20 protein-coding genes are annotated in these 24050 nt (G+C 61.8%); 8 read left to right on the top strand and 12 right to left on the bottom strand.

From position 1 onward, the window contains the following. Window positions 1–69: 69 nt before the first annotated feature. The 8 genes from ABLV04_RS06445 to nifH all read right to left on the bottom strand — a co-directional run bounded on the left by ABLV04_RS06445 (window position 70) and on the right by nifH (window position 8777). Complete coding sequence (locus ABLV04_RS06445) at window positions 70–540, bottom strand: NifB/NifX family molybdenum-iron cluster-binding protein (protein WP_023290342.1); 471 nt, start codon at window positions 538–540, stop codon at window positions 70–72. Continuing rightward, window positions 527–1912 (bottom strand): nitrogenase iron-molybdenum cofactor biosynthesis protein NifN, encoded by a 1386-nt coding sequence (gene nifN / locus ABLV04_RS06440; RefSeq protein WP_044524058.1) that lies wholly within the window; start codon window positions 1910–1912, stop codon window positions 527–529. The genes ABLV04_RS06445 and nifN overlap by 14 nt, the downstream gene beginning before the upstream one ends. Before the next feature lie 9 nt (window positions 1913–1921). Beyond that, entirely contained in the window at window positions 1922–3295 is a 1374-nt protein-coding gene (nifE, locus tag ABLV04_RS06435; RefSeq protein WP_032454924.1) for a nitrogenase iron-molybdenum cofactor biosynthesis protein NifE, read from the bottom strand. Window positions 3296–3881: 586 nt separating this feature from the next. After that, window positions 3882–4544, bottom strand: coding sequence for a NifB/NifX family molybdenum-iron cluster-binding protein (locus tag ABLV04_RS06430; protein ID WP_101978590.1), 663 nt, complete (start codon window positions 4542–4544; stop codon window positions 3882–3884). Window positions 4545–4554: 10 nt separating this feature from the next. Further along, window positions 4555–4773 carry a putative nitrogen fixation protein NifT gene (gene nifT / locus ABLV04_RS06425; protein WP_004203557.1) on the bottom strand — a complete coding sequence of 73 codons (219 nt, stop codon included), beginning with the start codon at window positions 4771–4773 and terminating at the stop codon, window positions 4555–4557. Between the two features lie 39 nt (window positions 4774–4812). Continuing rightward, entirely contained in the window at window positions 4813–6375 is a 1563-nt protein-coding gene (gene nifK, locus ABLV04_RS06420) for a nitrogenase molybdenum-iron protein subunit beta (RefSeq protein ID WP_023290338.1), read from the bottom strand. A gap of 55 nt (window positions 6376–6430) precedes the next feature. After that, complete coding sequence (gene nifD / locus ABLV04_RS06415; RefSeq protein ID WP_348815492.1) at window positions 6431–7879, bottom strand: nitrogenase molybdenum-iron protein alpha chain; 1449 nt, start codon at window positions 7877–7879, stop codon at window positions 6431–6433. Between the two features lie 16 nt (window positions 7880–7895). After that, a complete protein-coding gene (gene nifH / locus ABLV04_RS06410; protein WP_004203553.1) occupies window positions 7896–8777 on the bottom strand; it encodes a nitrogenase iron protein in 882 nt (293 codons plus the stop codon). 403 nt (window positions 8778–9180) lie between these two features. Between nifH and nifJ the strand changes: the two genes are divergently transcribed. After that, window positions 9181–12693: a pyruvate:ferredoxin (flavodoxin) oxidoreductase gene (nifJ, locus tag ABLV04_RS06405; protein ID WP_147733335.1), complete on the top strand. Its 3513-nt coding sequence runs from the start codon at window positions 9181–9183 to the stop codon at window positions 12691–12693. A 19-nt stretch (window positions 12694–12712) separates the two neighbouring features. On the opposite strand, the gene ABLV04_RS06400 is transcribed toward nifJ, so the two are convergent. Then, on the bottom strand, window positions 12713–13021 hold the full coding sequence (locus tag ABLV04_RS06400) for a helix-turn-helix domain-containing protein (protein ID WP_023290335.1): 309 nt from the start codon (window positions 13019–13021) through the stop codon (window positions 12713–12715). Window positions 13022–13261: 240 nt separating this feature from the next. On the opposite strand from ABLV04_RS06400, the gene fusA reads away from it, so the two are divergent. Continuing rightward, the gene (gene fusA / locus ABLV04_RS06395) at window positions 13262–15364 is read left to right on the top strand and encodes an elongation factor G (protein WP_032453436.1); all 2103 of its coding nucleotides are present in this window, start codon (window positions 13262–13264) and stop codon (window positions 15362–15364) included. Between the two features lie 105 nt (window positions 15365–15469). Here fusA and ABLV04_RS06390 read toward each other — a convergent pair whose 3' ends face one another. Both ABLV04_RS06390 and sbcB read right to left on the bottom strand, forming a co-directional pair. Further along, window positions 15470–15598, bottom strand: coding sequence for a hypothetical protein (locus ABLV04_RS06390; RefSeq protein ID WP_256207303.1), 129 nt, complete (start codon window positions 15596–15598; stop codon window positions 15470–15472). Continuing rightward, on the bottom strand, window positions 15599–17023 hold the full coding sequence (gene sbcB / locus ABLV04_RS06385) for an exodeoxyribonuclease I (RefSeq protein WP_180265561.1): 1425 nt from the start codon (window positions 17021–17023) through the stop codon (window positions 15599–15601). It abuts the gene before it with no gap. Window positions 17024–17203: 180 nt separating this feature from the next. On the opposite strand from sbcB, the gene dacD reads away from it, so the two are divergent. The 6 genes from dacD (at window position 17204) to cobT (ending at window position 22821) form a co-directional block, all read left to right on the top strand. After that, window positions 17204–18367 carry a serine-type D-Ala-D-Ala carboxypeptidase DacD gene (gene dacD / locus ABLV04_RS06380; protein ID WP_023290332.1) on the top strand — a complete coding sequence of 388 codons (1164 nt, stop codon included), beginning with the start codon at window positions 17204–17206 and terminating at the stop codon, window positions 18365–18367. Window positions 18368–18552: 185 nt separating this feature from the next. After that, complete coding sequence (gene sbmC / locus ABLV04_RS06375) at window positions 18553–19026, top strand: DNA gyrase inhibitor SbmC (protein WP_048336055.1); 474 nt, start codon at window positions 18553–18555, stop codon at window positions 19024–19026. 98 nt (window positions 19027–19124) lie between these two features. Beyond that, the gene (locus ABLV04_RS06370; RefSeq protein ID WP_004203544.1) at window positions 19125–20183 is read left to right on the top strand and encodes an FUSC family protein; all 1059 of its coding nucleotides are present in this window, start codon (window positions 19125–19127) and stop codon (window positions 20181–20183) included. 167 nt (window positions 20184–20350) lie between these two features. Then, entirely contained in the window at window positions 20351–20674 is a 324-nt protein-coding gene (locus ABLV04_RS06365; protein ID WP_002911883.1) for a DUF496 family protein, read from the top strand. A gap of 311 nt (window positions 20675–20985) precedes the next feature. Then, window positions 20986–21726: an adenosylcobinamide-GDP ribazoletransferase gene (cobS, locus tag ABLV04_RS06360; protein ID WP_180265562.1), complete on the top strand. Its 741-nt coding sequence runs from the start codon at window positions 20986–20988 to the stop codon at window positions 21724–21726. Between the two features lie 27 nt (window positions 21727–21753). Further along, window positions 21754–22821: a nicotinate-nucleotide--dimethylbenzimidazole phosphoribosyltransferase gene (gene cobT / locus ABLV04_RS06355; RefSeq protein WP_080901765.1), complete on the top strand. Its 1068-nt coding sequence runs from the start codon at window positions 21754–21756 to the stop codon at window positions 22819–22821. A 44-nt stretch (window positions 22822–22865) separates the two neighbouring features. Here cobT and ABLV04_RS06350 read toward each other — a convergent pair whose 3' ends face one another. Beyond that, window positions 22866–23975 (bottom strand): adenosylhomocysteinase, encoded by a 1110-nt coding sequence (locus ABLV04_RS06350; protein WP_004203536.1) that lies wholly within the window; start codon window positions 23973–23975, stop codon window positions 22866–22868. Window positions 23976–24050 lie beyond the last annotated feature (75 nt).

The following is a 24050-nucleotide window of genomic DNA, read 5'->3' as shown; positions in this document are numbered from 1 at the left end:
GGTTAACCGCCCCCGACAGAGCCGACACTGTTGTGGCGTTTTGTGGGCTTTGTCACATAAACGACAGGCTCAGGGCTGCGGGTCGGGCTCCTCCCGCCACGTCTGCTCTTCCAGCAGGCGGTTAAAGCGCTGCGGATCGCGTTGCCGCGCGCTGCGGCGCTGCGCTTTTTCATACCAGGAGAGCTGGATCTCCTGCAGTAAGCCGAGGATGGTGGTCTGATCGGGAACCCGTTCGGCGCGGACGCCCACCTGCAGCAGCTGGCGAAAAACCGCCTCGCCAATCGCCACGCAGAACAGGGTGACGCAATCCTCCAGGGCGTGGATGCGCTCGGCAATTTTCTCGGTCTGATGGCCGCTGACGACCGGGAACTCCACCACCCGCAGCAGGGTGACCCGATCCGCCTTGACGCCGTAGACCACCAGCCGCGGCGTGGCGCCAAAATGCTGATCGACATGGCGGTAATCGGAGCTGGCGAAGGCGACTTTCATCGACCACTCGTCGGCGTGGACCATCTCAAACTGACGGTTAATGGGCGGCATAATCGTCTCCTGAAGCTTGCTGGGGGTCGGCGCCCTGGCGAAGCGGCGATCGGTAGAGGGCGGTGTGGTGATGGCGGTCGCGCAGCAGATTGGCCAGCTCAAACAGCGTGTCGCGCATGCCGGCGTACCCCTGGCGAACCCGGCGAAACTCGCCGAGCCGATCGAAAAGAGGAAAGCCGACGCGGATCAGCGGCAGGGCAAACTGCTCCGCCAGATCGCGGGCGTGAGAGTTAGCCACCAGCAGATCGGCGGGTTGCTGGCTCAGCAGCTGCTGGAGATCCTCCAGATCCCCCGGCACCACCTGCTCGACCGGCAGCTGGCGCAGGCTGGGGTGGCTGGTGGGGGCGACCAGCGGGCCGGGCTGTATCCCCTGGCTGCGGGCGAAATCACACCAGGCCGCCAGCAGGTCGCCCTCCGCGGCCATCGCCATGCGCTGGCCCTGCAGCCACATATGGCAGTCGATCATCGCGTCCTGCAGCTGGCCGCGCTGGCGCTCAATCCAGGCCGGTACGCGGCGCCCGGACAGCTTCGCCAGCTGATGAATAAAGGTATCGCAGTGGCCGAGGGTCATCAGGTGCGGCAGGGCGATCACCTCTCCGCGGCTGCGCTGGCTCAGCAGCGATGCCGCCCGCTGCAGCGACACGCCGATGGCGAAGCTGCCCAGACTCTGGCCCATCTGCGCAATCTGGCGCAGCGAGGCGCCGCCCTGGGTCAGGGGCGTAAAATCCCCCTGACCCAGGTGGCCATCCATCGACAGCGAGAGGTCCGGCAGGACCACCGGCTGCAGGCCAAAGGCCTCCACGCAGCGGCTCAGCCATTCGATATCCCCTGGCGAACAGAGGTGGCTGACCAGCAGGTTGACCCGCCGGGGCCGCTGCCCCGGACGCGGCGTCGGCGCCACCCACTGCTCGATGATGCTCTCGATCACCGCGCTGTAGCCGTTTTCCATGGAGCCAAAAAAATCCGGGGTGTTGACGGTGAGGATCGCCACGCCGTTATGGCGGGGATGCGCCTCGCGAAACTGGCGTACCACCCGGGCGATATCGCTGCCCTGCGCCTCCGCCAGTCCGGTGCTGAGCAGCACAATGGCCTGCGGACTGTGGCGCTGGCAGAGGGTGTCGAGCGCGGTGAAGATATTGCCGTCGGCGCCCATGATCGTGGCGGTCGGATCCATGGCCGTCGACTGCAGGGGCACCGGGTCATGAAAATGTTGAATAAAGAAAACTTTGGCGAAGGCGCTGCAGCCCTGGGCGCCGTGGACCAGCGGGATGGCCTGGGCCAGCCCAAGGCTGGCGAGGATCGCCCCGAGCGGTTGCCCGGTTTTAATCGGGCTCACCGCCAGCGGTTTTTCGCTACGGATAAGGTCTGCCATGGTGTTCTCCTAGCGCCACGGGGCGCGGGCATGCGTTTGCGGCCAGACGGGGCTGGCGAGGGTCAGACAGAGCTGGCGGGCGAGGGTGATGATGCCCTGGTAGCCAGCGTAGGCGTGCTCCCGCTCCTGATTGATATCGAGGAACGGCAGCCGGGCTTTCCAGGCGGTGTACATATTGCGTCCGCCGGCGATCATCAGATCCGCCTGATAGCGGTACACCACGTCGAGCAGGGTGCGGGCGTTGCCCTCCTCAAGCATCACCGCCTCGTCGCCCATCAGCTCCCGGATCCGCTGTTTGTCCTCCTCGGTGGATTTCCGCGTGCCGGTGGCCACCACGGTCATGCCGAGATCCTGCAGGGCCGAGACCACCGACCAGGATTTCACGCCGCCGGTATAGAGCAGCACTTTGCGCCCGCGGAGCTGCTCGCGCCACGGCGCTAGCGCCTGCTCCGCTGCTCGCTCCTCGCGGGCGATCAGTGCCTCGGTGCGGCGGCACAGGTCGTCATCCCCCAGCAGCGCCGCCAGCTGGCGCAAGGCGTCGGAGGTGGCGCGGATCCCGTAGAAGCTGCCCTCAAACCACGGCGTGCCGTAGCGTAGCTCCAGCCCCCGGGCGACGTTGATCAGCGCTCGCGAGCACACCAGCATATTGGCCTGCGCCCGGTGCAGGGTCTGGATCTCGGCAAAGCGGCCGTCGCCGGAGAGGCTGCCGAGGACGCGGATCCCCAGCTCGTCGAGCAGCGGCTGGACCTGCCAGAACTCGCCGGCGATATTGAATTCGCCAATCAGGCCGATATCGTGGCGCTGGGCCGGGGCAAAGGGCGTGTTGTCCGGCCATGGGGCGGGTTCGCGCTGGCCAATCACCTGCCTGAGCATTACGTCACCCGCCATCCGGTTGCCAAGATTTTTGCTGCCGTAGAAGCCGGCGGCGTCAATGGCGATGACCGGGACGCCGGTGGCGGTCTGCGCGGCCTGGCACACCGCCTCAATGTCATCGCCTTCCATCGCTGGTACGCAGGTGTTGTAGATAAAGACCGCCGCCGGGCGATAGCGGTCGACGATGTGACGCACGGCATGGAACAGGCGGCGTTCGCCGCGGCCCATAATCACATCCTGTTCGTTGAGATCGGTGGTAAAGCCGAGCCGGTTGAGGGCCGGGCCGGCGCTGACGCTGCCGCGGTTATCCCACGAGCTTCCCGCGCAGCCGATAGGGCCGTGCACCAGGTGCGCGACGTCGGCGATGGGCAGGAGCGTTATCTGCGCGCCGTCGAAGGCGCAGCCGCCGGCGGTGGCGCCGGGCTTAGGGGCGCTGCAGCCGGATTTTTGCTTCTGGTTGTGCTCGCAGGCGGGTTCGTCCAGCAGCGCCAGAATTTCCTTTCCCTTCATAGTGACCTCGTTGACGGTGGGAGACCGGGGAGGTGATGCAATTCGCGCTCCAGGGAGAGGGGGGTTGATTTTTAAGGAAAAAGGGTTGTGGGCTTTGCGACAAAGGCAACAATCAAACAGGGGTAAGGCATGATTTATCGCGCTGATAACTGGATTTACCGCGACAGTATTGCCGCATATTGGCGAATGACGGGAAGCGTCGATAAGGTGGAATATTCCGTTCACCAACCTTCCTCTCTATTTCATCGCGCCCTCTGCGGGTGAACGGCATGGGGGGCGTTTCGCCCGCCCCCCATGACCCCCCGCATGGCGCTGAAAATTGCCGCTGCGCGGTCCGCTCCACTCCGGCTTCATCTGGCGGAACGGGCGGACTCGACATCCTTGTCTCGACCGCCCTCTGGCCGCCGTCCTGGCGGCCAGTCCTGGATGCGCGCCTGCGTTCTCGCCAATTTTCCTGATGCGCCTAACCCCCCGCTGTCACTTTTGTCCCTGTCCTGCGGCGCTTGCCTTGCTGAAAGAAAGGATGTCACCTGCAGGGGCAAAAAAAGGCCCGCGGGGTCGGCGGGCAACAAGCACAACACAACGATTAAAAAACACGTTCCTCCAGAGGGTTATCCCGGTTGAGGCGCTTCGCCAGCCACGGCGGCAGCCGACCGGCCAGCATCGCGCTCACCGCGGCGCACTGGGCCTGGATCGTCGTGCCCGGCGGCGCTTTCATCGGATGGATCTGATGGCGGATCAACCTCGCGGCGGCAGGCCCGCCAATCTCCTGGCAAAACAGCAAATGGCAATCCTCCAGCAGCCTGGCGCGCATCTCGCTGGCGTCAGACGTCGCCGAAGGGGAGGCATAGCGGCGCAGATCCGCCAGCCAGCCGCCCTGGTCATCGAAGGCATAGATAAAAAACAGCCGGTTCTGGCCAAAATGACCATTGATGACCAGGCCATCCTGCGAACAGAAGGCGACCCGCAGCTGCGGCGTCCGCTGGGGTGACCGGGCGATGCGCAAATGGCCGGGCAGCACCCCCTGCAGGCAGGCGATGACCCGCGCCCAGCGGGCCGGGGACATCACCGCCGTCGCCGAAGGAAAGCTGGCGGCCAGCTGAGGCTGCGTCAGGGTGGTTAACCGTTCCGGGGTCAAGGTTTCGCCGCACTCCTGCGCCAGCCAGTCGACGACTTGCACCGGCTGCAGCTCCGGCAGCGTCTGGAACAGCGCCAGCAGACGCCAGAAAAGGGTATCGTTATCGGACATTTCCAGCTCCTTATAGCAGCGTGCTGCGGGTGGCGCGCAGACTTATCGGAAAGACCGGCCGCCCCGGCTGCGGATTGACGTAGTAGCGACGTCCCCCTTCAAGGGCAATCGCGCCGCCCCAGCGGTCCGTCTCGTCATGTTCGACCTGAAGCACCCGGGCCTCCAGATCCTGTTTGGCGATATAGGCATACAGCGCCTCGCCGCGCTCACGGAAAATCACGATGGGCATACTCCCTCCTGGCCCCGCCTGCGGCGGGGCGCCTGATGGTTAACGAACGAGGTCGAAGCTGTAATCGGTTTTGCCCAGCTGGCTGGTGTCGTGGTCCAGTTTTTCCAGCACGGCGTTCACCAGCGTCGTGACGATGTTCATCGCGCCTTCATAGCCCCAGGTGGTCTGGCGGTGCAGATGATGGCGGTCGAACAGCGGAAAGCCGAGACGGATCAGCGGCACTTCGAAGGCTTTGCCCTTCGCCAGGGTATCGCGCTGGATAAACTTGCCGTAGGAGTTACCGATCATAAAGTCCGGCTGACGGGTGAACATCAGCGACCGGAAGTGCCACAGGTCGCAGTTGATGAACACTTCGCTGTCCTGGCCGTAGGGCGAGGCGTCGAGCATTTTCTTCATCGCCTTTTGCCAGCGTTTATTGGCGTTATGGCTGAGGATCACCGTCGGCTCGCAGCCCAGCTCCAGCAGGAAGCGCGTCAGGCCCATCACGAAATCCGGATCGCCGTAGAGGCCGAATTTTTTGCCGTGCAGCCAGGTGTGGGAGTCCAGCATCATGTCCACCAGCCGGCCGCGCTCAAGGGTCAGGGCGTCGGCGATCGGTTTGCCGGTCAGTTGACTGACGGTCATCAGCAGCGCGTCGGTAGCGGCCAGACCCAACGGAACGGCCACCTCCGTGGCGGGCTGATTCCACATCTCCTGAACCACCTTTTTGCTTTTCACCAGCTGCCACGGCTGCAGCAGCAGGGTGTCAATGGCGTCCGGCGCGGTTTTGATCTCCTGCTGGCTGGTGCCGCCGGCGTACATCCGGTAATGGCCGTCGGCGGGGGTGTCGAGCACCTCTGAAGGGTCGGAGAGCAGGCTGCAGGGGACATCCATCTGCGCCATCATCCGCTTCAGCACGCGGAAGTTGCCGAGATAGGTCTCAAATCCGGTCACCAGATTGAGCTTTTGCAGTTTGCCCGGCTGCCCGGCGTAGTCAGCGGTAAAGGTCTTCGCGAACCCTTCGAACATATTGTCCCAGCCGGTGACATGGCTGCCGATAAAGCTGGGGGTATGGGCGTAAGGAATGGCGATACTGTCGTCAACAAATCCCTCTTTTTTGGCGTTGGCGATAAACGCCTGCAGATCGTCGCCGATCACCTCGGCCATGCAGGTGGTGGAGACGGCGATAATCTCGGGTTTATACAGCGCGCTGGCATTCTGCAGGCCCAGATTCATGTTGTTGTTGCCGCCGAATACCGCCGCGTCCTCGGTCATCGAGTCGGAGACGCAAGCCACCGGCTCCTTAAAATGGCGGTTAAAGTAGGTGCGGAAATAGGCGACGCAGCCCTGAGAGCCGTGGACGTAGGGCAGGGTGCCGGCGAACCCCAGCGCGCAGAGCACCGCCCCGAGCGGCTGGCAGGCTTTGGCCGGGTCGACGGTCAAAGCCTCGCGCTGGAAGTTCAGCGCTTCATACTCGGCGGTGGTGGTCCAGGCAAATACCTCCTGGACGCGCTGCGCGTCGTGCGCCTCTTCAAGGCTCTTTTTGTTCTGGAACAGGGTCTGGTATTCATCCTGTTCAAACAGCGGATAACAGCTGTGAATTTTATCGATCGTTTGGCTCATGGTGTTCTCCTCCCGCGCCACAAATCGGTGGACTGACGGGACAGTGAAGGGGCAATCACGCAGACTTCAGCCACGGGGCAGTCAGTTCGTTCCACGCCGGATTGTTCAGGGTCATATCCATATCGCGGGCAAAGATGGCGAAGCCGTCATAGCCGTGATAGGGGCCGGAATAGTCCCAGGAGTGCATCTGGCGGAACGGCACCCCCATTTTCTGGAAGATATATTTCTCTTTGATCCCGGAGCCGATGAGGTCGGGCTTCAGCGCTTTGACGAAGGCCTCCAGCTCATAGCTGCTGGCATCGTCAAACAGCAGAGTGCCCTCTTTCAGGTCCGGCAGGGTGCGGTCGTAATCATCGTTATGGGCAAACTCGTAGCCGGCGGCGATGATCTCCATCCCGAGATCCTCATAGGCGCCGATGACGTGGCGCGGCCGCAGCCCCCCCATGTACAGCAGCACTTTGCGCCTCTCCAGCCGCGGGCGATATTTGGCGATGATGGCCGCCATCTGCCCCTCATATTTGGCGATCACCGCTTCCGCATTGGCGCGAATGGCGTCATCAAATTGATCGGCGATCTTGCGCAGCGATTCGGCGATTTTGGTCGGGCCGAAGAAGTTATATTCCATCCACGGGATCTGATGTTTCTCCTCCATATGGCGGGCGATATAGTTCATCGAACGGTAGCAGTGGACGAGGTTTAGCTTAACGAACGGGGTGTTCTCCATCTCCACCAGGGTGCCGTCGCCGGACCACTGCGCCACTACGCGCAGCCCCATCTCTTCCAGCAGAATGCGCGAGGCCCAGGCGTCGCCGCCGATGTTGTAATCGCCAATGATGGCGACATCATACGGGGTGCTGGCAAACGGCTGCCCTTCGCGGTTGTTCAGCACCCAGTCGCGCACCACGTCGTTGGCGATATGGTGGCCCAGCGACTGCGAGACGCCGCGAAAGCCTTCGCAGCGCACCGGGATCACCGGTTTATCCAGCGCCTTGCTGCTGGCGTTGGCCACGGCGCTGATGTCATCTCCGATCAGGCCCACCGGGCACTCCGACTGAATAGTGATCCCTTTGGTCAGCGGGAACAGTAGCTCCATCTCTTCAATCAGTTTGCTCAGCTTTTTATCGCCGCCGAAGACAATATCGCGCTCCTGAAAATCAGAGGTGAAGTTCAGGGTGCCGAAGCTGTCGACACCGCTGACGCCGGTATAGTAATTGCGCCGTCCGGCGCGCGAATACTGGCCGCAGCCGATGGGGCCGTGCGAGATATGGGCCATGTCTTTAATCGGCCCAAACACCACCCCTTTCGAGCCGGCGTAGGCGCAGCCGCGCACGGTCATCACCCCGGGCTGCGATTTACGGTTCGAGATAATGCACTTGCCGACGCTCTCCATCTGCGGATCGCTGATCATCATGTGCTTTCTGCGCTCTTTGCGCGCGGTTTCGGGAAACACCTCCAGGACTTCCTGGATGAGCGCAAGGTTACGTTCGCCTGTTGCGTTGGTCATGGTGAGGATCCTGTGCTCAGGCCGCGTTTTCTTCAGCGGCGGTTTTACCAATGATGCTGGTGTCTTCTTCTTCCATGATGCCGAACTCCATCAGCAGCGACTCCAGCTCGTCCATGGTGCAGGGGGTCGGCACCACTTTTTTGGTGTTATTGACGATCTTCTGCGCCAGCTGACGATATTCGTTGGCCTGCTGACAGGTCGGGTCGTACTCGATCACCGTCATTCGGCGGATCTCTGCGCGCTGCACAATGTTGTCGCGGGGAACAAAGTGGATCATCTGGGTGCCGAGCTTTTCCGCCAGGGCGATGATCAGCTCGTCTTCGCGGTCGGTTTTGCGCGAGTTACAGATCAGGCCGCCGAGGCGTACCTTGCCGGATTTGGCGTACTTCACGATCCCCTTGGAGATATTGTTGGCGGCATACATCGCCATCATCTCCCCGGAGCAGACGATGTAGATCTCCTGGGCTTTGTTTTCGCGGATCGGCATGGCGAAGCCGCCGCAGACCACGTCGCCGAGGACGTCATAGAAGACGAAATCCAGATCTTCTTCATAGGCGCCTTCTTCTTCGAGGAAGTTGATGGCGGTGATCACCCCGCGTCCGGCGCAGCCAACGCCTGGCTCCGGGCCGCCGGATTCGGCGCAACGTACATCGCCATAGCCGATTTGCAGTACGTCTTCGAGCTCCAGATCCTCGACCGAGCCCACTTCCGCCGCCATCTCCATAATGGTGTTCTGGGCTTTCGCGTGGAGGATCAGACGGGTGGAGTCCGCCTTCGGATCGCAGCCGACGATCATCACTTTCTTACCCATCTCGGCGAGGGCCGCAACGAGATTCTGGGTGGTGGTGGATTTACCGATACCGCCTTTACCGTAGATAGCGCATTGACGCATGGTCATGGTGACTTCTCCTGTTGTTGAGTGTTTGCCAGCAGAGAAGTGCAGGGAACATACCAGCTGTGATTTTTTATTCAGTCTTTTGATAAATAAGTGTTTTCTGTAAACCGGCCGCGCCGGGGGCCTGCGCAAACGGCACAATAACGCCACCAAATGTGCGAAACAGAACAATTTCCCGCCACCGGCCCGGCGCGGCGATTTGTCGCCTGTTCAACAGCTTGTCGCGCCCTGTGTCTTATTCCCCGCAATTCCGCCGGACGGACCTGCGCCTTTCTTCCCTTAACCTGTTGAATTAATAAGCGACAGGCGGCAATCCGCGAGCTGGCACAGGCTGTGCTTGAAGAGGAAACAGGGTTTGCCGCGGGCTGTCGCGGTAAAGAGAACGCTCACCTTCGAGGATTGAACGATGTCCGGAAACATGAAAACAATGGATGGCAACGCGGCGGCGGCCTGGATCTCCTACGCCTTTACCGACGTGGCGGCCATCTATCCCATTACCCCCTCCACCCCGATGGCGGAGAATGTCGATGAATGGGCCGCTAAGGGGAAAAAGAACCTCTTTGGTCGGCCGGTGCGCCTGATGGAGATGCAGTCTGAAGCCGGCGCCGCCGGGGCGGTGCACGGCGCGCTGCAGGCGGGGGCGCTCACCACCACCTACACCGCGTCGCAGGGGCTGCTGCTGATGATCCCCAATTTGTACAAAATTGCCGGGGAGCTGCTGCCGGGCGTCTTTCACGTTAGCGCCCGGGCGCTGGCGACCAATTCGCTGAATATTTTTGGCGACCATCAGGATGTGATGGCGGTGCGCCAGACCGGCTGCGCCATGCTGGTGGAGAATAACGTTCAGCAGGTGATGGACCTGTCGGCGGTGGCGCATCTGGCGGCGATCGCCGGGCGGATACCCTTTATCAACTTCTTCGACGGCTTTCGCACTTCGCACGAAATACAGAAGATCGAGGTGCTGGAGTATGAGCAACTGGCGGCGCTGCTGGACCGCCCGGCGCTGGAGCGCTTTCGTCGTCAGGCGCTGCATCCGGATCACCCGGTGATCCGCGGCACCGCGCAAAACCCGGATATCTACTTCCAGGAGCGGGAGGCCGGTAACCGCTTCTACCTCGCGCTGCCCGATCTGGTGGAAAGCTATATGGCGAAGATCACCGCGCTCACCGGGCGGGAATATCACCTGTTTAATTACCACGGCGCGCCGGACGCCGAGCGGGTGATTATCGCCATGGGCTCAGTGTGCGACACCGTCCAGGAGGTGGTGGATGCGCTGAATGCGGCGGGGGAGAAGGTGGGGCTGCTCAGCGTTCATCTCTATCGGCCGTTCTCGCTGGCGCACTTCTTCGCGCAATTGCCCGCCAGCGTGCAGCGCATTGCCGTCCTTGACCGCACCAAAGAGCCGGGGGCGCAGGCGGAACCGCTGTGCCTCGACGTCAAAAACGCTTTCTATCAACGCGAAGATGCGCCGCTGATTGTCGGCGGCCGCTACGCCCTCGGCGGTAAGGATGTGCTGCCCAACGATATCGCCGCGGTGTTTGACAATCTTCGGCAGCCGCTGCCGAAGGACGGGTTTACCCTGGGCATTGTCGATGACGTCACCTTTACCTCGCTGCCCGCCCGGCAGGTGCCGCTGGCGGTCTCCCACGCCGGGATCACCGCCTGCAAATTCTGGGGCATGGGCTCGGATGGCACCGTCGGGGCGAACAAAAGCGCCATCAAGATCATCGGCGATAACACGCCGCTCTATGCTCAGGCCTACTTTTCCTACGACTCGAAAAAGTCCGGGGGGATCACTGTCTCGCACCTGCGCTTTGGCGACCGGCCAATCACCTCGCCCTACCTGATCCACCGGGCCGATTTTATCGCCTGCTCTCAGCAATCCTATGTCGACCGCTACGACCTGCTGGAGGGGCTGAAGCCGGGAGGCACCTTTTTGCTCAACTGCAGCTGGTCCGAGGCGGAGCTGGAGCAGCACCTGCCGGTCAGCGTCCGGCGCTATCTGGCGCAGGAAAAGATCGACTTTTATACCCTCAACGCCGTGGACATCGCCCGCGAGCTGGGCCTCGGCGGGCGCTTTAACATGCTGATGCAGGCGGCGTTCTTTAAGCTGACGGCGATTATCGATCCGCAAACCGCGGCGGACTATCTCAAACAGGCGGTGGAGAAAAGCTATGGCAGCAAAGGGGCGAGCGTCATTGAGATGAACCAGCGGGCGATCGAGCTGGGGATGGCGGCGCTGCGTCGGGTGACGGTTCCCGCCCACTGGGCGACCCTCGAGGCGCCGGCGCCGCAGGCGACAACCCTGATGCCGGACTTCATCCGCGATATTCTGCAGCCCATGAACCGCCAGCGTGGCGACCTGCTGCCGGTGAGCGCCTTCGCCGGGATGGAAGACGGCACCTTTCCCTCCGGCACCGCCGCCTGGGAGAAGCGCGGCATTGCCCTGGAGGTGCCGGTCTGGCAGCCCGACGGCTGCACCCAGTGTAACCAGTGCGCCTTCGTCTGCCCACATGCGGCGATCCGCCCGGCGTTGCTGAACGCTGAAGAACAGGATACGGCGCCCGCCGGGCTGCTGAGCAAACCGGCCCAGGGGGCCAAAGACTACCACTATCATCTGGCTATCTCGCCGCTGGACTGCTCCGGCTGCGGCAACTGCGTGGAGAGCTGCCCGTCGCGCGGCAAGGCGCTGCAGATGGCCTCCCTCGACAGCCAGCGCGCGATGGCCCCGGTCTGGGACTACGCGCTGGGGCTGGCGCCAAAAGATAACCCGTTTCGCAAAACGACGGTCAAAGGCAGCCAGTTCGAAACGCCGCTGCTGGAGTTTTCCGGCGCCTGCGCGGGCTGTGGCGAAACGCCCTATGCCCGGCTGATCACCCAGCTGTTTGGCGACCGGATGCTGATCGCCAACGCCACCGGCTGCTCTTCGATCTGGGGCGCCAGCGCGCCTTCGATGCCCTATACCACCAACCACCGCGGCCACGGGCCGGCCTGGGCAAACTCGCTGTTTGAGGACAACGCCGAGTTCGGGCTGGGCATGATGCTCGGCGGCCAGGCGATCCGCCAACAGATCGCCGGGGAGATGACTCGCGCCCTGGCGCTGCCGGTCAGCGACGCGCTTCACGCCGCGATGCGGCAATGGCTGGCGCAGCAGGACGAGGGGGAGGGGACCCGCGAACGTGCAGACCGCCTCAGTGCGTTGCTGGCGGCGGAAAAAGAGGGGGTTCCGCTGCTGGAGCAGCTCTGGCAGAACCGTGACTATTTCGTCCGGCGTTCGCAGTGGATTTTCGGCGGCGACGGCTGGGCCTACGATATTGGCTTCGGCGGTCTCGATCATGTGCTGGCCAGCGGGGAAGACGTCAATATTCTGGTGTTCGATACCGAGGTCTACTCCAACACCGGCGGCCAGTCGTCCAAATCGACCCCGGTGGCGGCGATCGCCAAGTTTGCCGCCCAGGGGAAACGCACGCGGAAAAAAGATCTCGGCATGATGGCGATGAGCTACGGCAATGTTTACGTTGCGCAGATCGCCATGGGCGCCGATAAAGATCAGACCCTGCGGGCCATCGCCGAGGCTGAAGCCTGGCCGGGACCGTCGCTGGTGATCGCCTACGCCGCCTGTATCAACCACGGCCTGAAAGCCGGGATGCGCTGCAGTCAGCGCGAGGCGAAGCGGGCGGTGGAGGCGGGATACTGGCACCTGTGGCGCTACCATCCACAGCGCGAAGCCGAGGGCAAAACGCCGTTTATACTGGACTCCGAAGAGCCGGAAGAGAGCTTCCGCGACTTTCTGCTTGGCGAGGTGCGCTATGCCGCGCTGCACAAAACCACCCCGGATCTGGCGGACGCGCTGTTCCGGCAAACGGAGGAGGATGCCCGGGCCCGTTTCAGGCAGTACCAGCGGCTGGCGGGGGAGTAGCAGGCAGCAGGTTAGCGATTCACGACTGCTGCATCACGTTCAGCAGCGTATCCAGCAGGCCGGGAAAACGGGCGTCCAGATCTTCCCGGCGCAGCGAAATCATATTCTCCCGTCCCTGAGGCCGCTGCCAGATCACACCGCTGTCGCGCAGGACGCGCCAGTGGTGGGTCATGGTGGACTTGGCCACCTCTTCCTGACGCAGAGCGTTACAGCTCTGCTCGCTGCCGTCGGCCAGCGTGCGGATGATCTCCAGTCGCAGCGGGTTGCCGAGCGCGGAAAGGACATTTTCCAGGCGAATTTGTTCTCGTTCAGGGTGATTGGCGATCATAATAATCCTGTGTCGGCGGTGGCGCGGCGCATGGCGGTCGCAGCCCGTATCGGCGGCTGGCGGCTACTATACCCAAACTCCTGTTCGCATGCCACGCGCGCCGCCGCAACCTGACCAATCATAATAATAGTAAAAATAGTTCGAATATACTCGTACAATTGTACTATCATAAGCGGCAGTGAAATGAACTGCGGATCATTCCGACCGCAGACTGACAGTCAAAACGACTAAGGACGCATCATGCCCCGACCCATCCCCCTCGAACGTTATCGCAACATCGGTATCTCCGCGCATATCGATGCCGGTAAAACCACCACCACCGAGCGCATCCTGTTTTACACCGGGATGAGCCATAAGCTGGGTGAAGTACACGATGGCGCGGCAACCACCGACTGGATGGCCCAGGAGCAAGAGCGCGGGATCACCATTACCTCGGCGGCGGTGAGCTGCTTCTGGCCGGGTATGGACCGCAGCTTCGAGCCGCACCGGATCAATATCATCGACACCCCGGGGCACGTGGATTTCACCATTGAGGTGGAACGTTCCATGCGCGTGCTCGACGGCGCGGTGATGGTGTATGACTCCGTCGGCGGGGTGCAGCCCCAGTCGGAGACCGTCTGGCGCCAGGCGAATAAATACCATGTCCCGCGGCTGGCCTTCGTCAACAAGATGGACCGCCCCGGCGCGGACTTCTTCCGCGTGGTGCAGATGATGATCGACCGCCTGAAGGCCAACCCGGTGCCGATTGTCATCCCCATTGGCGCCGAAGAGCATTTCACCGGCGTCGTCGACCTGGTGAAAATGCGCGCCATCCTGTGGGATGACGCCACCCAGGGCATGACCTTCAGCTACGGGCCGGTCCCTGACGATCTGCTGGCGACTGCCCGCGAGTGGCGGGAGAAAATGGTCTCGGCGGCGGCGGAGGCCAGCGACGCGCTGATGGATAAATACCTCGAAACCGGCGAGCTGGACGAGGCGGAGATCGTCGCCGGTCTGCGCCAGCGCACGGTGAAGGGTGAAATCCAGGCGGTGCTCTGCGGTAGCGCCTTTAAAAACAAAGGCGTGCAGCGCATGCTCGACGCGGTGGTGGAGCTGATGCCGTCGCCGCTGGATATTCCGGCGATACAGGGCGTGGATGAGAAAGGCCAGCCGGCGGAGCGCCATCCGAGCGACGATGAGCCGCTGTCGGCGCTGGCGTTCAAACTGATGACCGACCCCTACGTCGGCCAGTTGACCTTTATCCGCGTCTACTCCGGGACGCTGAAGAAAGGCGATGCGGTGTGGAATCCGGTGAAGGGCAAGAAAGAGCGCATCGGGCGTATCGTCCTGATGCAGGCCAACGATCGCCACGAAGTGGACGAACTGCACGCCGGGGATATCGCGGCCTGCGTCGGCCTGAAGGATGTCACCACCGGCGACACGCTGTGCGACCCGGATGCGGTGATTACCCTTGAGCGGATGGAGTTTCCGGAGCCGGTGATTTCGCTGGCGATTGAGCCGAAGACCAAAGCGGACCAGGAGAAAATGGGCATCGCGCTGCAGCGGCTGGCGGCGGAAGATCCGTCGTTCCGTCTGCATACCGATGAAGAGTCCGGCCAGACGATTATCTCCGGCATGGGCGAGCTGCATCTGGAGATCATTGTCGACCGGATGAAGCGCGAGTTTAACGTCGAGGCCAACATTGGTCGTCCGCAGGTCACCTACCGCGAAACCCTGCGCAAGAAAGTGACGGACGTGGAGGGCAAATTTGTGCGCCAGTCCGGCGGTAAAGGACAGTACGGGCACGTCGTGCTGACCCTTGAGCCGCTGGAGCCGGGCAGCGGTTTCGTCTTCGAGGACGCCACCAAAGGCGGGGTAGTGCCGCGCGAGTACATCCCTTCCGTGGAGAAAGGGCTGCGCGAAGCGATGGGCACGGGCGTGCTGGCGGGCTATCCGGTGGTTGACGTGAAAGCGACCCTGACCTTCGGATCGTACCACGATGTGGACTCCTCGGAGATGGCGTTCCGCATGGCGGCGATCTTCGGCTTCCGGGAAGGGGCGCGCAAAGCGGACCCGGTGATCCTTGAGCCGGTGATGCACGTGGAGGTGGAAACGCCGGAAGAGTACGCCGGGAATATCATGGGCGATCTCTCTTCCCGTCGCGGGATGGTGCAGGGGATGGAAGAGCGCTTCGGCAGCCAGATCATCCGCGCCGATGTGCCGCTGGCGGAGATGTTTGGTTATTCCACCACGCTGCGCTCGATGTCTCAGGGACGAGCAACCTATAGCATGGAGTTCCACCACTACGCGGAAGCGCCGCGCAACGTAGCGGATGAAATCATCGCCAGCCGCGCGAAAAGTTAAGCAACGTTCCCGGGTGCGACGCGAGGCGTCTTACCCGGGCTACGAGTCCAGCCATCGTTTGTAGCCCGGGTAAGGCGTTAGCCGCAACCCGGGAATTTCAGCCAATCAGACGATATCCTGTGCGTACTGCCACAGCGCCTTCAGCTGCGCCAGCTTCTCTTTATCATCCGCATACAGCTGATACAGTTTGTAGCCCGGGTAAGGCGGTAGCCGCAACCCGGGAATTTCAGCCAATCAGACAATATCCTGCGCGTACTGCCACAGCGCCTTCAGCTGCGCCAGCTTCTCTTTATCCTCCGCATACTGCTGATACAGCATCTGCAGTTCATCGGCATAGGCCTGCAAAAACTCAGGCGTAAATACCTGACGACGGTGCTCTAACCAGCGCTGCTGCTCGGCTTCATCGAGCGTGCCGGGAAAGTTGCGCGCCCGGTAGTTAAACAGCAGGCGTTCGATGCGCTTGTCGGCGAAGGTGATATCCAGCGCCGGCAGATTGCGCGGTTCCGTTTCCAGCACGATTTTCATCGCCGCGCGGTCGGCATCGCTAAAGAACCCATTGTAAAGCTGGGCGTCGACGTTTTCGGACGGCACGAACGGCTCGGCTTCGGCATACACCGCCACCACTTTCTCCCGCACCTGCGGATTCGCCCGCAGCAGTTGGGCATTCTCCAGACAGCGCTGAATGGAGAGCCCCAGCCGGTCGGCATCCTGCGGGCGCAGGGTATTGGCCTGAGCCAGCACCGGACATTTATTGAGATGCACCAGCTTGATCGGCGCCGCCGGCAGATCGCCAAGCTCGGCGCGCGGGGTGTAAAGCCGCTCGCGCAGGGCGTCCGCATCCAGCTCCAGCAGCGGCGCCATATCCCCCGCCAGATCGACCATAATCACCGCATTGCGGTTTTCCGGATGCCAGGCCAGGGGCGCCACCAGGCTGGTGTTGCCGCGCGCGGCGCCGAACATGCCGGAGACATGCACCAGCGGCTTCATCTGCGGTACGTCGATGAGCGTCGCCAGCTTGCGCTTATTGCGGTGGCTGTAGAGATAGTCAAACAGCCGCGGTTGCCGGGTTTTCACCAGCTTCGCCATGGCGATGGTGGCGTACACGTCGGCCATCGCGTCATGGGCGTTCTGGTGTTCAATACCGTTGGCGACGGTCAAATGTTCAAGGCGGAAGCTCGGCAGACCCTCGTCATTTTCCGGCCAGGCGATCCCTTCCGGACGCAGGGCATAGCAGGCGCGCATCACGTCGAGCAGATCCCAGCGCGAGTTATCGTGCTGCCAGCTCCAGGCATAAGGGTCATAGAAGTTGCGATAGAAGATATTCCGCGTCACTTCGTCATCAAAGCGCACGTTGTTATAGCCGACGATGCAGGTTTGCGGCACCGTGAACAGATCGTGGATGCGGCGGGCAAACGCGGCCTCGTTATCCCCTTTGGCCAGCGCTTCCTGCGGGGTGATCCCGGTGATCATTACCGCCTGCGGCTGCGGCAGGTAATCGTCAGCGGGCTTGCAGTAAAACACCTCGGGCTCGCCCAGCACGTTTAACTCCGCGTCGGTGCGGATGGCGGCGAACTGCGCCGGCCGGTCAAGGGAAGGGCTGGTGCCGAAGGTTTCATAATCGTGGAATAAAAATCCGGGCTGGTTGACGCTGTCTTGCATAGTCTGTTCATTATCCGTGGTGGCGTGCGACCGGTATGGTAAACGATTTGCCCGGTCATCAGAAGGGTAACGGCAAGCAACATCCTCCGCCGTGTCATATTTTCTTGCAATTAAACCCTGATATGAAACGCGAAGTTCCGTAAAAAGGACGGCGGATCTGTAAATCTAGAGGATATGCCGTTGAAAGGCCGTTTGTTTATTGCTGTATCTTTGCTCGCTTCGAGCGTTTCCTGCGCATTTGCCGTCGACTTACCTGCTACGGTCGCGCCGCCTTCCATTCAGGCTGGCTCCTGGGTGCTGATGGATTACACCACCGGTCAGGTACTGACCGCGGGTAACGAACATCAGCAGCGCAATCCTGCCAGCCTGACCAAATTAATGACCGGCTACGTGGTCGATCGCGCCATCGACAGCCATCGTATCACCTTTGACGATATCGTCACCGTGGGGAAAGACGCCTGGGCGAAGGGCAACCCGGTGTTCGACGGGTCATCCCTGATGTTCTTAAAGCCAGGGGATCGCGTCAGCGTCCGCGACCTCAGCCGTGGGCTGATTGTCGACTCCGGCAACGACGCCTGCGTCGCGCTGGCCGACTATGTCGCCGGCGGTCAGCCGCAGTTTGTCGCCCTGATGAATCAGTATGTCGAAAAACTGCATCTGCAGGATACCCATTTCGAAACCGTCCACGGCCTCGATGCCCCGGGCCAGCATAGTTCGGCCTATGACCTGGCGGTGCTGTCGCGGGCGATTATCCATGGCGAGCCTGACGTCTACCACATGTACAGCCAGAAAAGCCTGACGTGGAACGGCATTACCCAGCAAAACCGTAACGGTCTGCTGTGGGATAAAACCCTGAACGTCGATGGCCTGAAAACCGGCCACACGTCGGGCGCCGGGTTTAACCTGATCGCCTCGGCGGTGGATGGCCAGCGTCGGTTGATCGCCGTGGTGATGGGTGCCGACAGCCCGAAAGGCCGCGAGCAGCAGGCCGCGAAACTGCTGCACTGGGGGCAGCAAAACTTCGACACCGTGCAGGTGCTGCAGAAGGGGCAGAAGGTCGGCAGCGAGCGCATCTGGTACGGCGATAAAGAGCAGATTAAGCTCGGCACCGATCAGGATTTCTGGTTAGCGCTGCCGAAGGCGGAAGTGTCGCGGATTAAGGCGAAATACGTGCTGGATAAAAAGGATCTGGAGGCGCCGATCGCCGCCAACCAGCGGGTCGGCGAGATTTCGCTGTATGACGGCGACAAGGTCGTGGGCCACTATCCGCTGGTCACCCTCGAAAGCATTAATAAAGGCGGGGTGTTCTCGCGAATGAGCGATTACCTGCACCACGAGCTGTAACCACGCCAACCGCCTCTTTGCAGGCGGTTTTTTTTCGCCTGCCGCCCGGCAGACGCGGTGACAACATCGCCGTTTTTTTCATCAGCCGCAATGGCGACTCTGTGAATTCGCGCACATACTGAGGGGGGATCTCCTGTTAAATTAACTGTATATTCATACAGTCATTTATCTCCAAAGGAGGCAAGATGAACTACAGCGTCACCCCCCTCGGCAAGAAAACCATTGCCGGTTTCCATCTGGTCGGGCCCTGGGATCAAACCGTCAGGCAGGGGTTTGAGCAACTGATGATGTGGGTTGAGGGCCGGCAGGTGCCCGCCCGCGAGTGGCTTGCCGTCTACTACGATAACCCGGAGGACGTGCCGGCGGAAAAACTGCGCTGCGCCACCGTGGTCGCCGTTGACGAGGATTACGTCATTCCCGCTAACAGCGAAGGGGTGATCATAACGGCGATTGCCGGCGGGGATTACGCCTGCGCCCGCGCGCGGGTGGTGGATCACGACTTCGCCACCCCGTGGAGGCAGTTTTTCGACAGCCTGCTGCAGAGCACGGCGTATCGCATCGCCCCCCAGCCCTGCTTTGAGGTCTATCTTAACGACGGCAACCACGACGGCTACTGGGATATCGACATGTATGTTCCCGTCGCCCGCGTCGCGTCGTAGCGATTTACCCCTGTTCCGGACAAGGATTTTTACATTCCCGGCACGCTCCGGGCGAAAAAGCAGTTACAATTGGCCTTTTCGTTTTGCCGGAGAGGGTTGTGCGCGCTGATAAATCACTCAAGCCATTTGAGATCCGTTTGTATCGCCATTATCGGGTGGTGCATGGTGTGCGGATTGCGCTGGCCTTTGTGCTCACCTTTTTGCTGGTGCGGCTGCTGAACGTGCCTGAGGGGACATGGCCTCTCATCACCCTGGTGGTGGTGATGGGGCCGATCTCCTTCTGGGGCAACGTCGTGCCGCGGGCGTTTCAGCGCATCGGCGGCACGATCCTCGGCTCGGCGCTGGGGCTGGTGGCGCTCAAGCTTGAGCTTATCTCCCTGCCGCTGATGGTCCTCTGGTGCGCGGCGGCGATGTTCCTCTGCGGCTGGCTGGCGCTGGGCAAGAAACCCTATCAGGCGCTGCTGATCGGCATCACCCTGTCGGTGGTGGTCGGGGCGCCGCCGGGCGATATGCATACCGCCCTGTGGCGAAGCGGCGACGTGATCTTCGGCTCGCTGCTGGCGATGCTGTTTACCGGTATCTGGCCGCAGCGGGCGTTTATCCACTGGCGCATCCAGATGGCCAGCTATGTCACTAACTTCAACCGCCTCTACCAGGCCGGCTTCTCGCCAAATCTGGTGGATCGGCCGCGGCTGGAAAAGCATCTCCAACAGGCGCTCAACGACGTCGTCAAAATGCGCGGGCTAATCACCCCCGCCAGCAAAGAGACACACATCCAGAAGGCGATCTTCGAGGCTATCCAGACCGTCAGCCGCAACCTCGTGTGCATGCTGGAGCTGCAGATCAACGCCTGGTGGGCAACCCGTCCGGGCCACTTCGTCATGCTCAATGCGCACACCCTGCGGGAGACGCAGCAGATGACCCAGCAGACGCTGTTGGCCATCGCCCACGCCTTGTATGAAGGGAACCCTCAGCCTGTGCGCGCCAACAATGAAAAGCTGAATGAGATCGTCCTCGAACTGCGCCAGCTGATGAAAGAGCAGGGTGACGATAGCCTGGCGGAAACCCCGATCCATGGCTATGTTTGGCTCTCTATTGAACTGGCGCGCCAGCTGGAGCTGCTGTCGCATCTGATCTGCCGCGCGTTGCGCAAATAAGCACCAGATGCACCGGGTAACTGCACGGGTTGTTTCGATTCAGCAGCGTTTAGGGTTATGATAAACGCAAAGGAAAAAACATTGTCATCAGCGACTGCTAGCAGTTATGTTAGCCCTATAACGCAGTCGCTTTACGAATCCGAATCTCAATTATTAGGGGTGTAAAAATGGAAACAACTAAGCCTTCTTTCCAGGACGTACTGGAGTTTGTTCGTCTGTACCGTCGTAAGAACAAACTGCAGCGTGAAATTCAGGACGTTGAGAAAAAGATCCGTGATAACCAGAAGCGCGTTCTGCTGCTGGACAACCTCAGCGACTACATCAAACCGGGCATGAGCGTGGAAGCCATCCAGGGCATCATCGCCAGCATGAAGAGCGATTACGAAGACCGCGTTGATGACTACATCATCAAGAATGCCGAGCTGTCCAAAGAGCGCCGCGACATCTCTAAAAAACTGAAAGTGATGGGTGAAGCCAAAGTCGAAGGCTAATCCCAGCTGTCCGGCGGCGGTCAGCGTCGCCGGGCTGTTCTGCACTACCACCTCCCGTCTCTTTTTCTGCGAAAACTTTGTCCCGGCAACTGCCTCTCTCCACCGACTCTTTGCTATACTGCCCCGCGAAAACGTATTGATATCGGAAAGGTTTCTCTCATCCTGGCCGGGCATCTGACGCAGCGGCGTCAGGGCGATATCTCAACACCTCTCACCTCTCCGACGATCGATTCGCCAGAAGACAAACTCAGGTGCTGACCGGGCGCGACAGAATCTCTTCCGCTGCTTTCGCCGACAGGAGTCAACCCCACGTGATTAAGTCATTCTTTGCCGCACTCTCGTTTATCAGCCGTCTGCCGGTCCCGGCGCGGTTATCTCAGGGCCTGGAGATCGAACAGTACCAGCGCAGTATCGTCACCTTCCCGCTGGTCGGTTTACTGCTCGGCGCCATCGCCGGCGCGGTGGTGTACCTCCTGCAGCCGTGGTGCGGCGTCCCGCTGGCGGCGCTGTTCGGCGCGCTGGCGCTGGCGCTGCTCACCGGCGGATTTCACCTTGACGGGCTAGCCGATACCTGCGACGGCATCTTCTCCGCCCGCACCCGCGATCGAATGCTGGAGATCATGCGCGACAGCCGGCTGGGTACCCACGGCGGGCTGGCGCTGATTTTTGTGCTGGTGGCGAAGGTGCTGGTGGTCGGCGAACTGCTGCTGCGCGATGTCAACCCCATCGCGGCGCTGGCGGCGGCCTGCGCCGTCGGTCGCGGAATGGCGGTGCTGCTGATGTATCGCCATCGCTATGCGCGGGAAAAAGGGCTGGGCAATCTGTTTATTGGCAAAATTAGCCTGCAGCAGACGCTGGTGACGATGGCGCTGGCGATCGCGCTGGCCACCGCCCTGCTGGGGCTGCATGGGCTGTGCGCCGCGCTGATCGCCCTGGTGCTGATCTGGGGTCTGGGGTGGGCGCTGAAGCGAACCCTCGGCGGGCAGACCGGGGATACCCTCGGAGCGGCGATCGAGCTGGGTGAATTACTCTTTTTACTGGCGCTACTGTAAGGCCTGGCATCAACGGTGAGGAACAGAATGGAAACACTTTCGGCGTTACTGGCTGTCATTCCGCAGCCCGATGTGACGGGCATGGCGCGCGCGCAGCAGCATATTGATGGCCTGTTAAAGCCGCCCGGCAGCCTTGGCCGTCTGGAGAGCCTGGCGGTACAGCTGGCCGGTCTGCCGGGGCTGCAGGGGCAGCTGGCGCTGACTGAAAAAGCCATCGTGGTCATGTGCGCCGACCACGGCGTCTGGCATGAAGGCGTGACCCCTTCCCCGCAGGCGGTGACGGCCATTCATGCCGGCAATATGGTGCGGGGCAATACCGGCGTCTGCGTGCTGGCGGCGCAGGCTGGCGTGAGAGTGGAGGTGGTGGATGTCGGCATCGACGCCGAGCCGCTGCCGGGCCTGATCAACCTCAAGGTGGCCCGCGGTAGCGGGAATATCGCCCGGACGGCGGCGATGAGCCGTCAGCAGGCGGAGACGGTGCTGCTGGCCAGCATGCGTTTCGCCCGCCAGCTCGCCGCCGACGGGGTGAACGTCTTTGGCGTGGGGGAGCTGGGGATGGCCAATACCACCCCGGCCGCTGCGACGATCAGCGTCCTGACCGGCAGCGACCCCGACGCGGTGGTGGGCTGCGGGGCCAATCTGCCGCTGGCGCAGCGGGGCCATAAGGTGGCGGTGGTGCGCCAGGCGATCGCTCATAACCAGCCGAACCCGGCGGACGGGCTGGACGTGCTGGCGAAGGTGGGCGGTTTTGATCTGGTGGGTATGACCGGGGTGATCCTCGGGGCGGCCTCCTGCGGCCTGCCGGTGGTGCTGGATGGCTTCCTCTCCTACGCTTCGGCTCTGGCGGCCTGCCGCATGGCCCCGGCGGCGCACCCGTATCTTATCCCTTCGCACCTGTCGGCGGAGAAAGGGGCGCGGATCGCCCTCGACGCGCTGGGTCTGCGCCCGTATCTCGATATGGACATGCGCCTGGGGGAGGGCAGCGGCGCCGCGCTGGCCATGCACCTGCTGGATGCCGCCAGCGCGATGTACCACCAGATGGGGACCCTGGCGCAGAGCAACATTGTGCTGCCCGATAGCGCGCCAGCGTCCTGATGATAAAGCGCATCGTCTCGAGGATGGGGGACGGTGCGCCGGGTTTACAGCGCCTGCTGCCAGACCGCCTGCGGCAGCAGGTAAACCTGCGCCGGGGCGCGCATACCGTCGCTGACAATATGGCCGATACCGCTGGCCATCACCGCCAGGGTGACGTCAAAGGCGTTAAGGCTGTCGCCGAAGCCGGCGGTCAGGTTGAGCATCGAGCCATTGGCCATCAGGTAGACGGTTTTGTCAGCCATGCGGTAGGCGTTGATATACGGCATCACCTCTTCCTGAGGGTACTGGCGCAGGTACTCGCCGTCGATCTCTTCCGCCACGTGGCCGACGTTAAGGATAAACACGCCCGCTTTCGCCCGGTCCAGCGCCTGGCGATTAACCACGTTTTTACCGCCTGTCGCGGTGGCTACCACGTCCGCCGAGGCGATAGCCTCCTGGAGATCGACCACGTGCCAGCCGTCATAGGCCGCCTGCAGCCGACGGGCAGGATCGATCTCCGCCACCATCACCTGGCCGCCAAAGGCTTTTGCCGCCGCCGCGACGCCCTGGCCAACCAGGCCGTAGCCGATCACCAGCACTTTTTTCTCATGCAGGGTGAGATGAGTGGTCTGGAAGAAGGTGTGCCAGGCGGTGAGTCCGACCATATGGCGGTTATGCAGCCCCTCTTTGACCGGCAGATCGTCCCAGTTAAAGATCGGATAGCCGGGCTGAATATCCCCCAGTCGATTGACGCCGGAGCCGGTGGCTTCCAGACCCGCCACGATGTTGCCGAACTCGCCGCGCTGGTGAAGGAGGGTGGTGATATCGGCCCCCATTTCGCACAGGTGAGTGGGCTGCCAGGCGATCGCTTTTTCCCATGACTGTTGCCAGTCGGCATCGCTCATATTGCGCCAGGCGCAGGCCTCGGCGCCGCGCTCCACCAGCCAGGCCACCACGTCGTCCTGCACGGTGGTGGGGTTACAGGTGGTTAAAAAGACCTGAGCGCCCTTGTCGAGGATCCCCTGCACCAGCGGGATCATTTTCATGTCGAGGTGCATACAGCAGGCAAGGCGGACGCCGCTGAGGTCGGGCAGGGCGGCGACCTGACGCAGGGTACGCGGCATATTCTGGCTGGCCCATGCCACTTCTTTCGCTAAAGAGATTTTATTATTCACTGGGTTATGACCTTCAGTTCGCAAAAGGGGTATCCCCCTGACAGAAAAGGGATTCTATCAGCCCGGGCGAGAATT

Origin of the sequence: Klebsiella sp. JN_Kp127 (assembly GCF_040062505.1) — a bacterium.
GTDB classification, from domain to species: Bacteria; Pseudomonadota; Gammaproteobacteria; order Enterobacterales; family Enterobacteriaceae; genus Klebsiella; species Klebsiella quasipneumoniae.
Note: the sequence above shows the minus strand (reverse complement) of the source record. Positions and strands in the feature narration are given on the sequence as shown.

What these genes read in the sequence shown, in the direction of transcription:
- ABLV04_RS06445 (WP_023290342.1), bottom strand. Translation starts at nt 540, where the DNA reads ATGCCGCCCATTAACCGTCAGTTTGAGATGGTCCACGCCGACGAGTGG.
- nifN (WP_044524058.1), bottom strand. Translation starts at nt 1,912, where the DNA reads ATGGCAGACCTTATCCGTAGCGAAAAACCGCTGGCGGTGAGCCCGATT.
- nifE (WP_032454924.1), bottom strand. Translation starts at nt 3,295, where the DNA reads ATGAAGGGAAAGGAAATTCTGGCGCTGCTGGACGAACCCGCCTGCGAG.
- ABLV04_RS06430 (WP_101978590.1), bottom strand. Translation starts at nt 4,544, where the DNA reads ATGTCCGATAACGATACCCTTTTCTGGCGTCTGCTGGCGCTGTTCCAG.
- nifT (WP_004203557.1), bottom strand. Translation starts at nt 4,773, where the DNA reads ATGCCCATCGTGATTTTCCGTGAGCGCGGCGAGGCGCTGTATGCCTAT.
- nifK (WP_023290338.1), bottom strand. Translation starts at nt 6,375, where the DNA reads ATGAGCCAAACGATCGATAAAATTCACAGCTGTTATCCGCTGTTTGAA.
- nifD (WP_348815492.1), bottom strand. Translation starts at nt 7,879, where the DNA reads ATGACCAACGCAACAGGCGAACGTAACCTTGCGCTCATCCAGGAAGTC.
- nifH (WP_004203553.1), bottom strand. Translation starts at nt 8,777, where the DNA reads ATGACCATGCGTCAATGCGCTATCTACGGTAAAGGCGGTATCGGTAAA.
- nifJ (WP_147733335.1), top strand. Translation starts at nt 9,181, where the DNA reads ATGTCCGGAAACATGAAAACAATGGATGGCAACGCGGCGGCGGCCTGG.
- ABLV04_RS06400 (WP_023290335.1), bottom strand. Translation starts at nt 13,021, where the DNA reads ATGATCGCCAATCACCCTGAACGAGAACAAATTCGCCTGGAAAATGTC.
- fusA (WP_032453436.1), top strand. Translation starts at nt 13,262, where the DNA reads ATGCCCCGACCCATCCCCCTCGAACGTTATCGCAACATCGGTATCTCC.
- sbcB (WP_180265561.1), bottom strand. Translation starts at nt 17,023, where the DNA reads ATGCAAGACAGCGTCAACCAGCCCGGATTTTTATTCCACGATTATGAA.
- sbmC (WP_048336055.1), top strand. Translation starts at nt 18,553, where the DNA reads ATGAACTACAGCGTCACCCCCCTCGGCAAGAAAACCATTGCCGGTTTC.
- ABLV04_RS06365 (WP_002911883.1), top strand. Translation starts at nt 20,351, where the DNA reads ATGGAAACAACTAAGCCTTCTTTCCAGGACGTACTGGAGTTTGTTCGT.
- cobT (WP_080901765.1), top strand. Translation starts at nt 21,754, where the DNA reads ATGGAAACACTTTCGGCGTTACTGGCTGTCATTCCGCAGCCCGATGTG.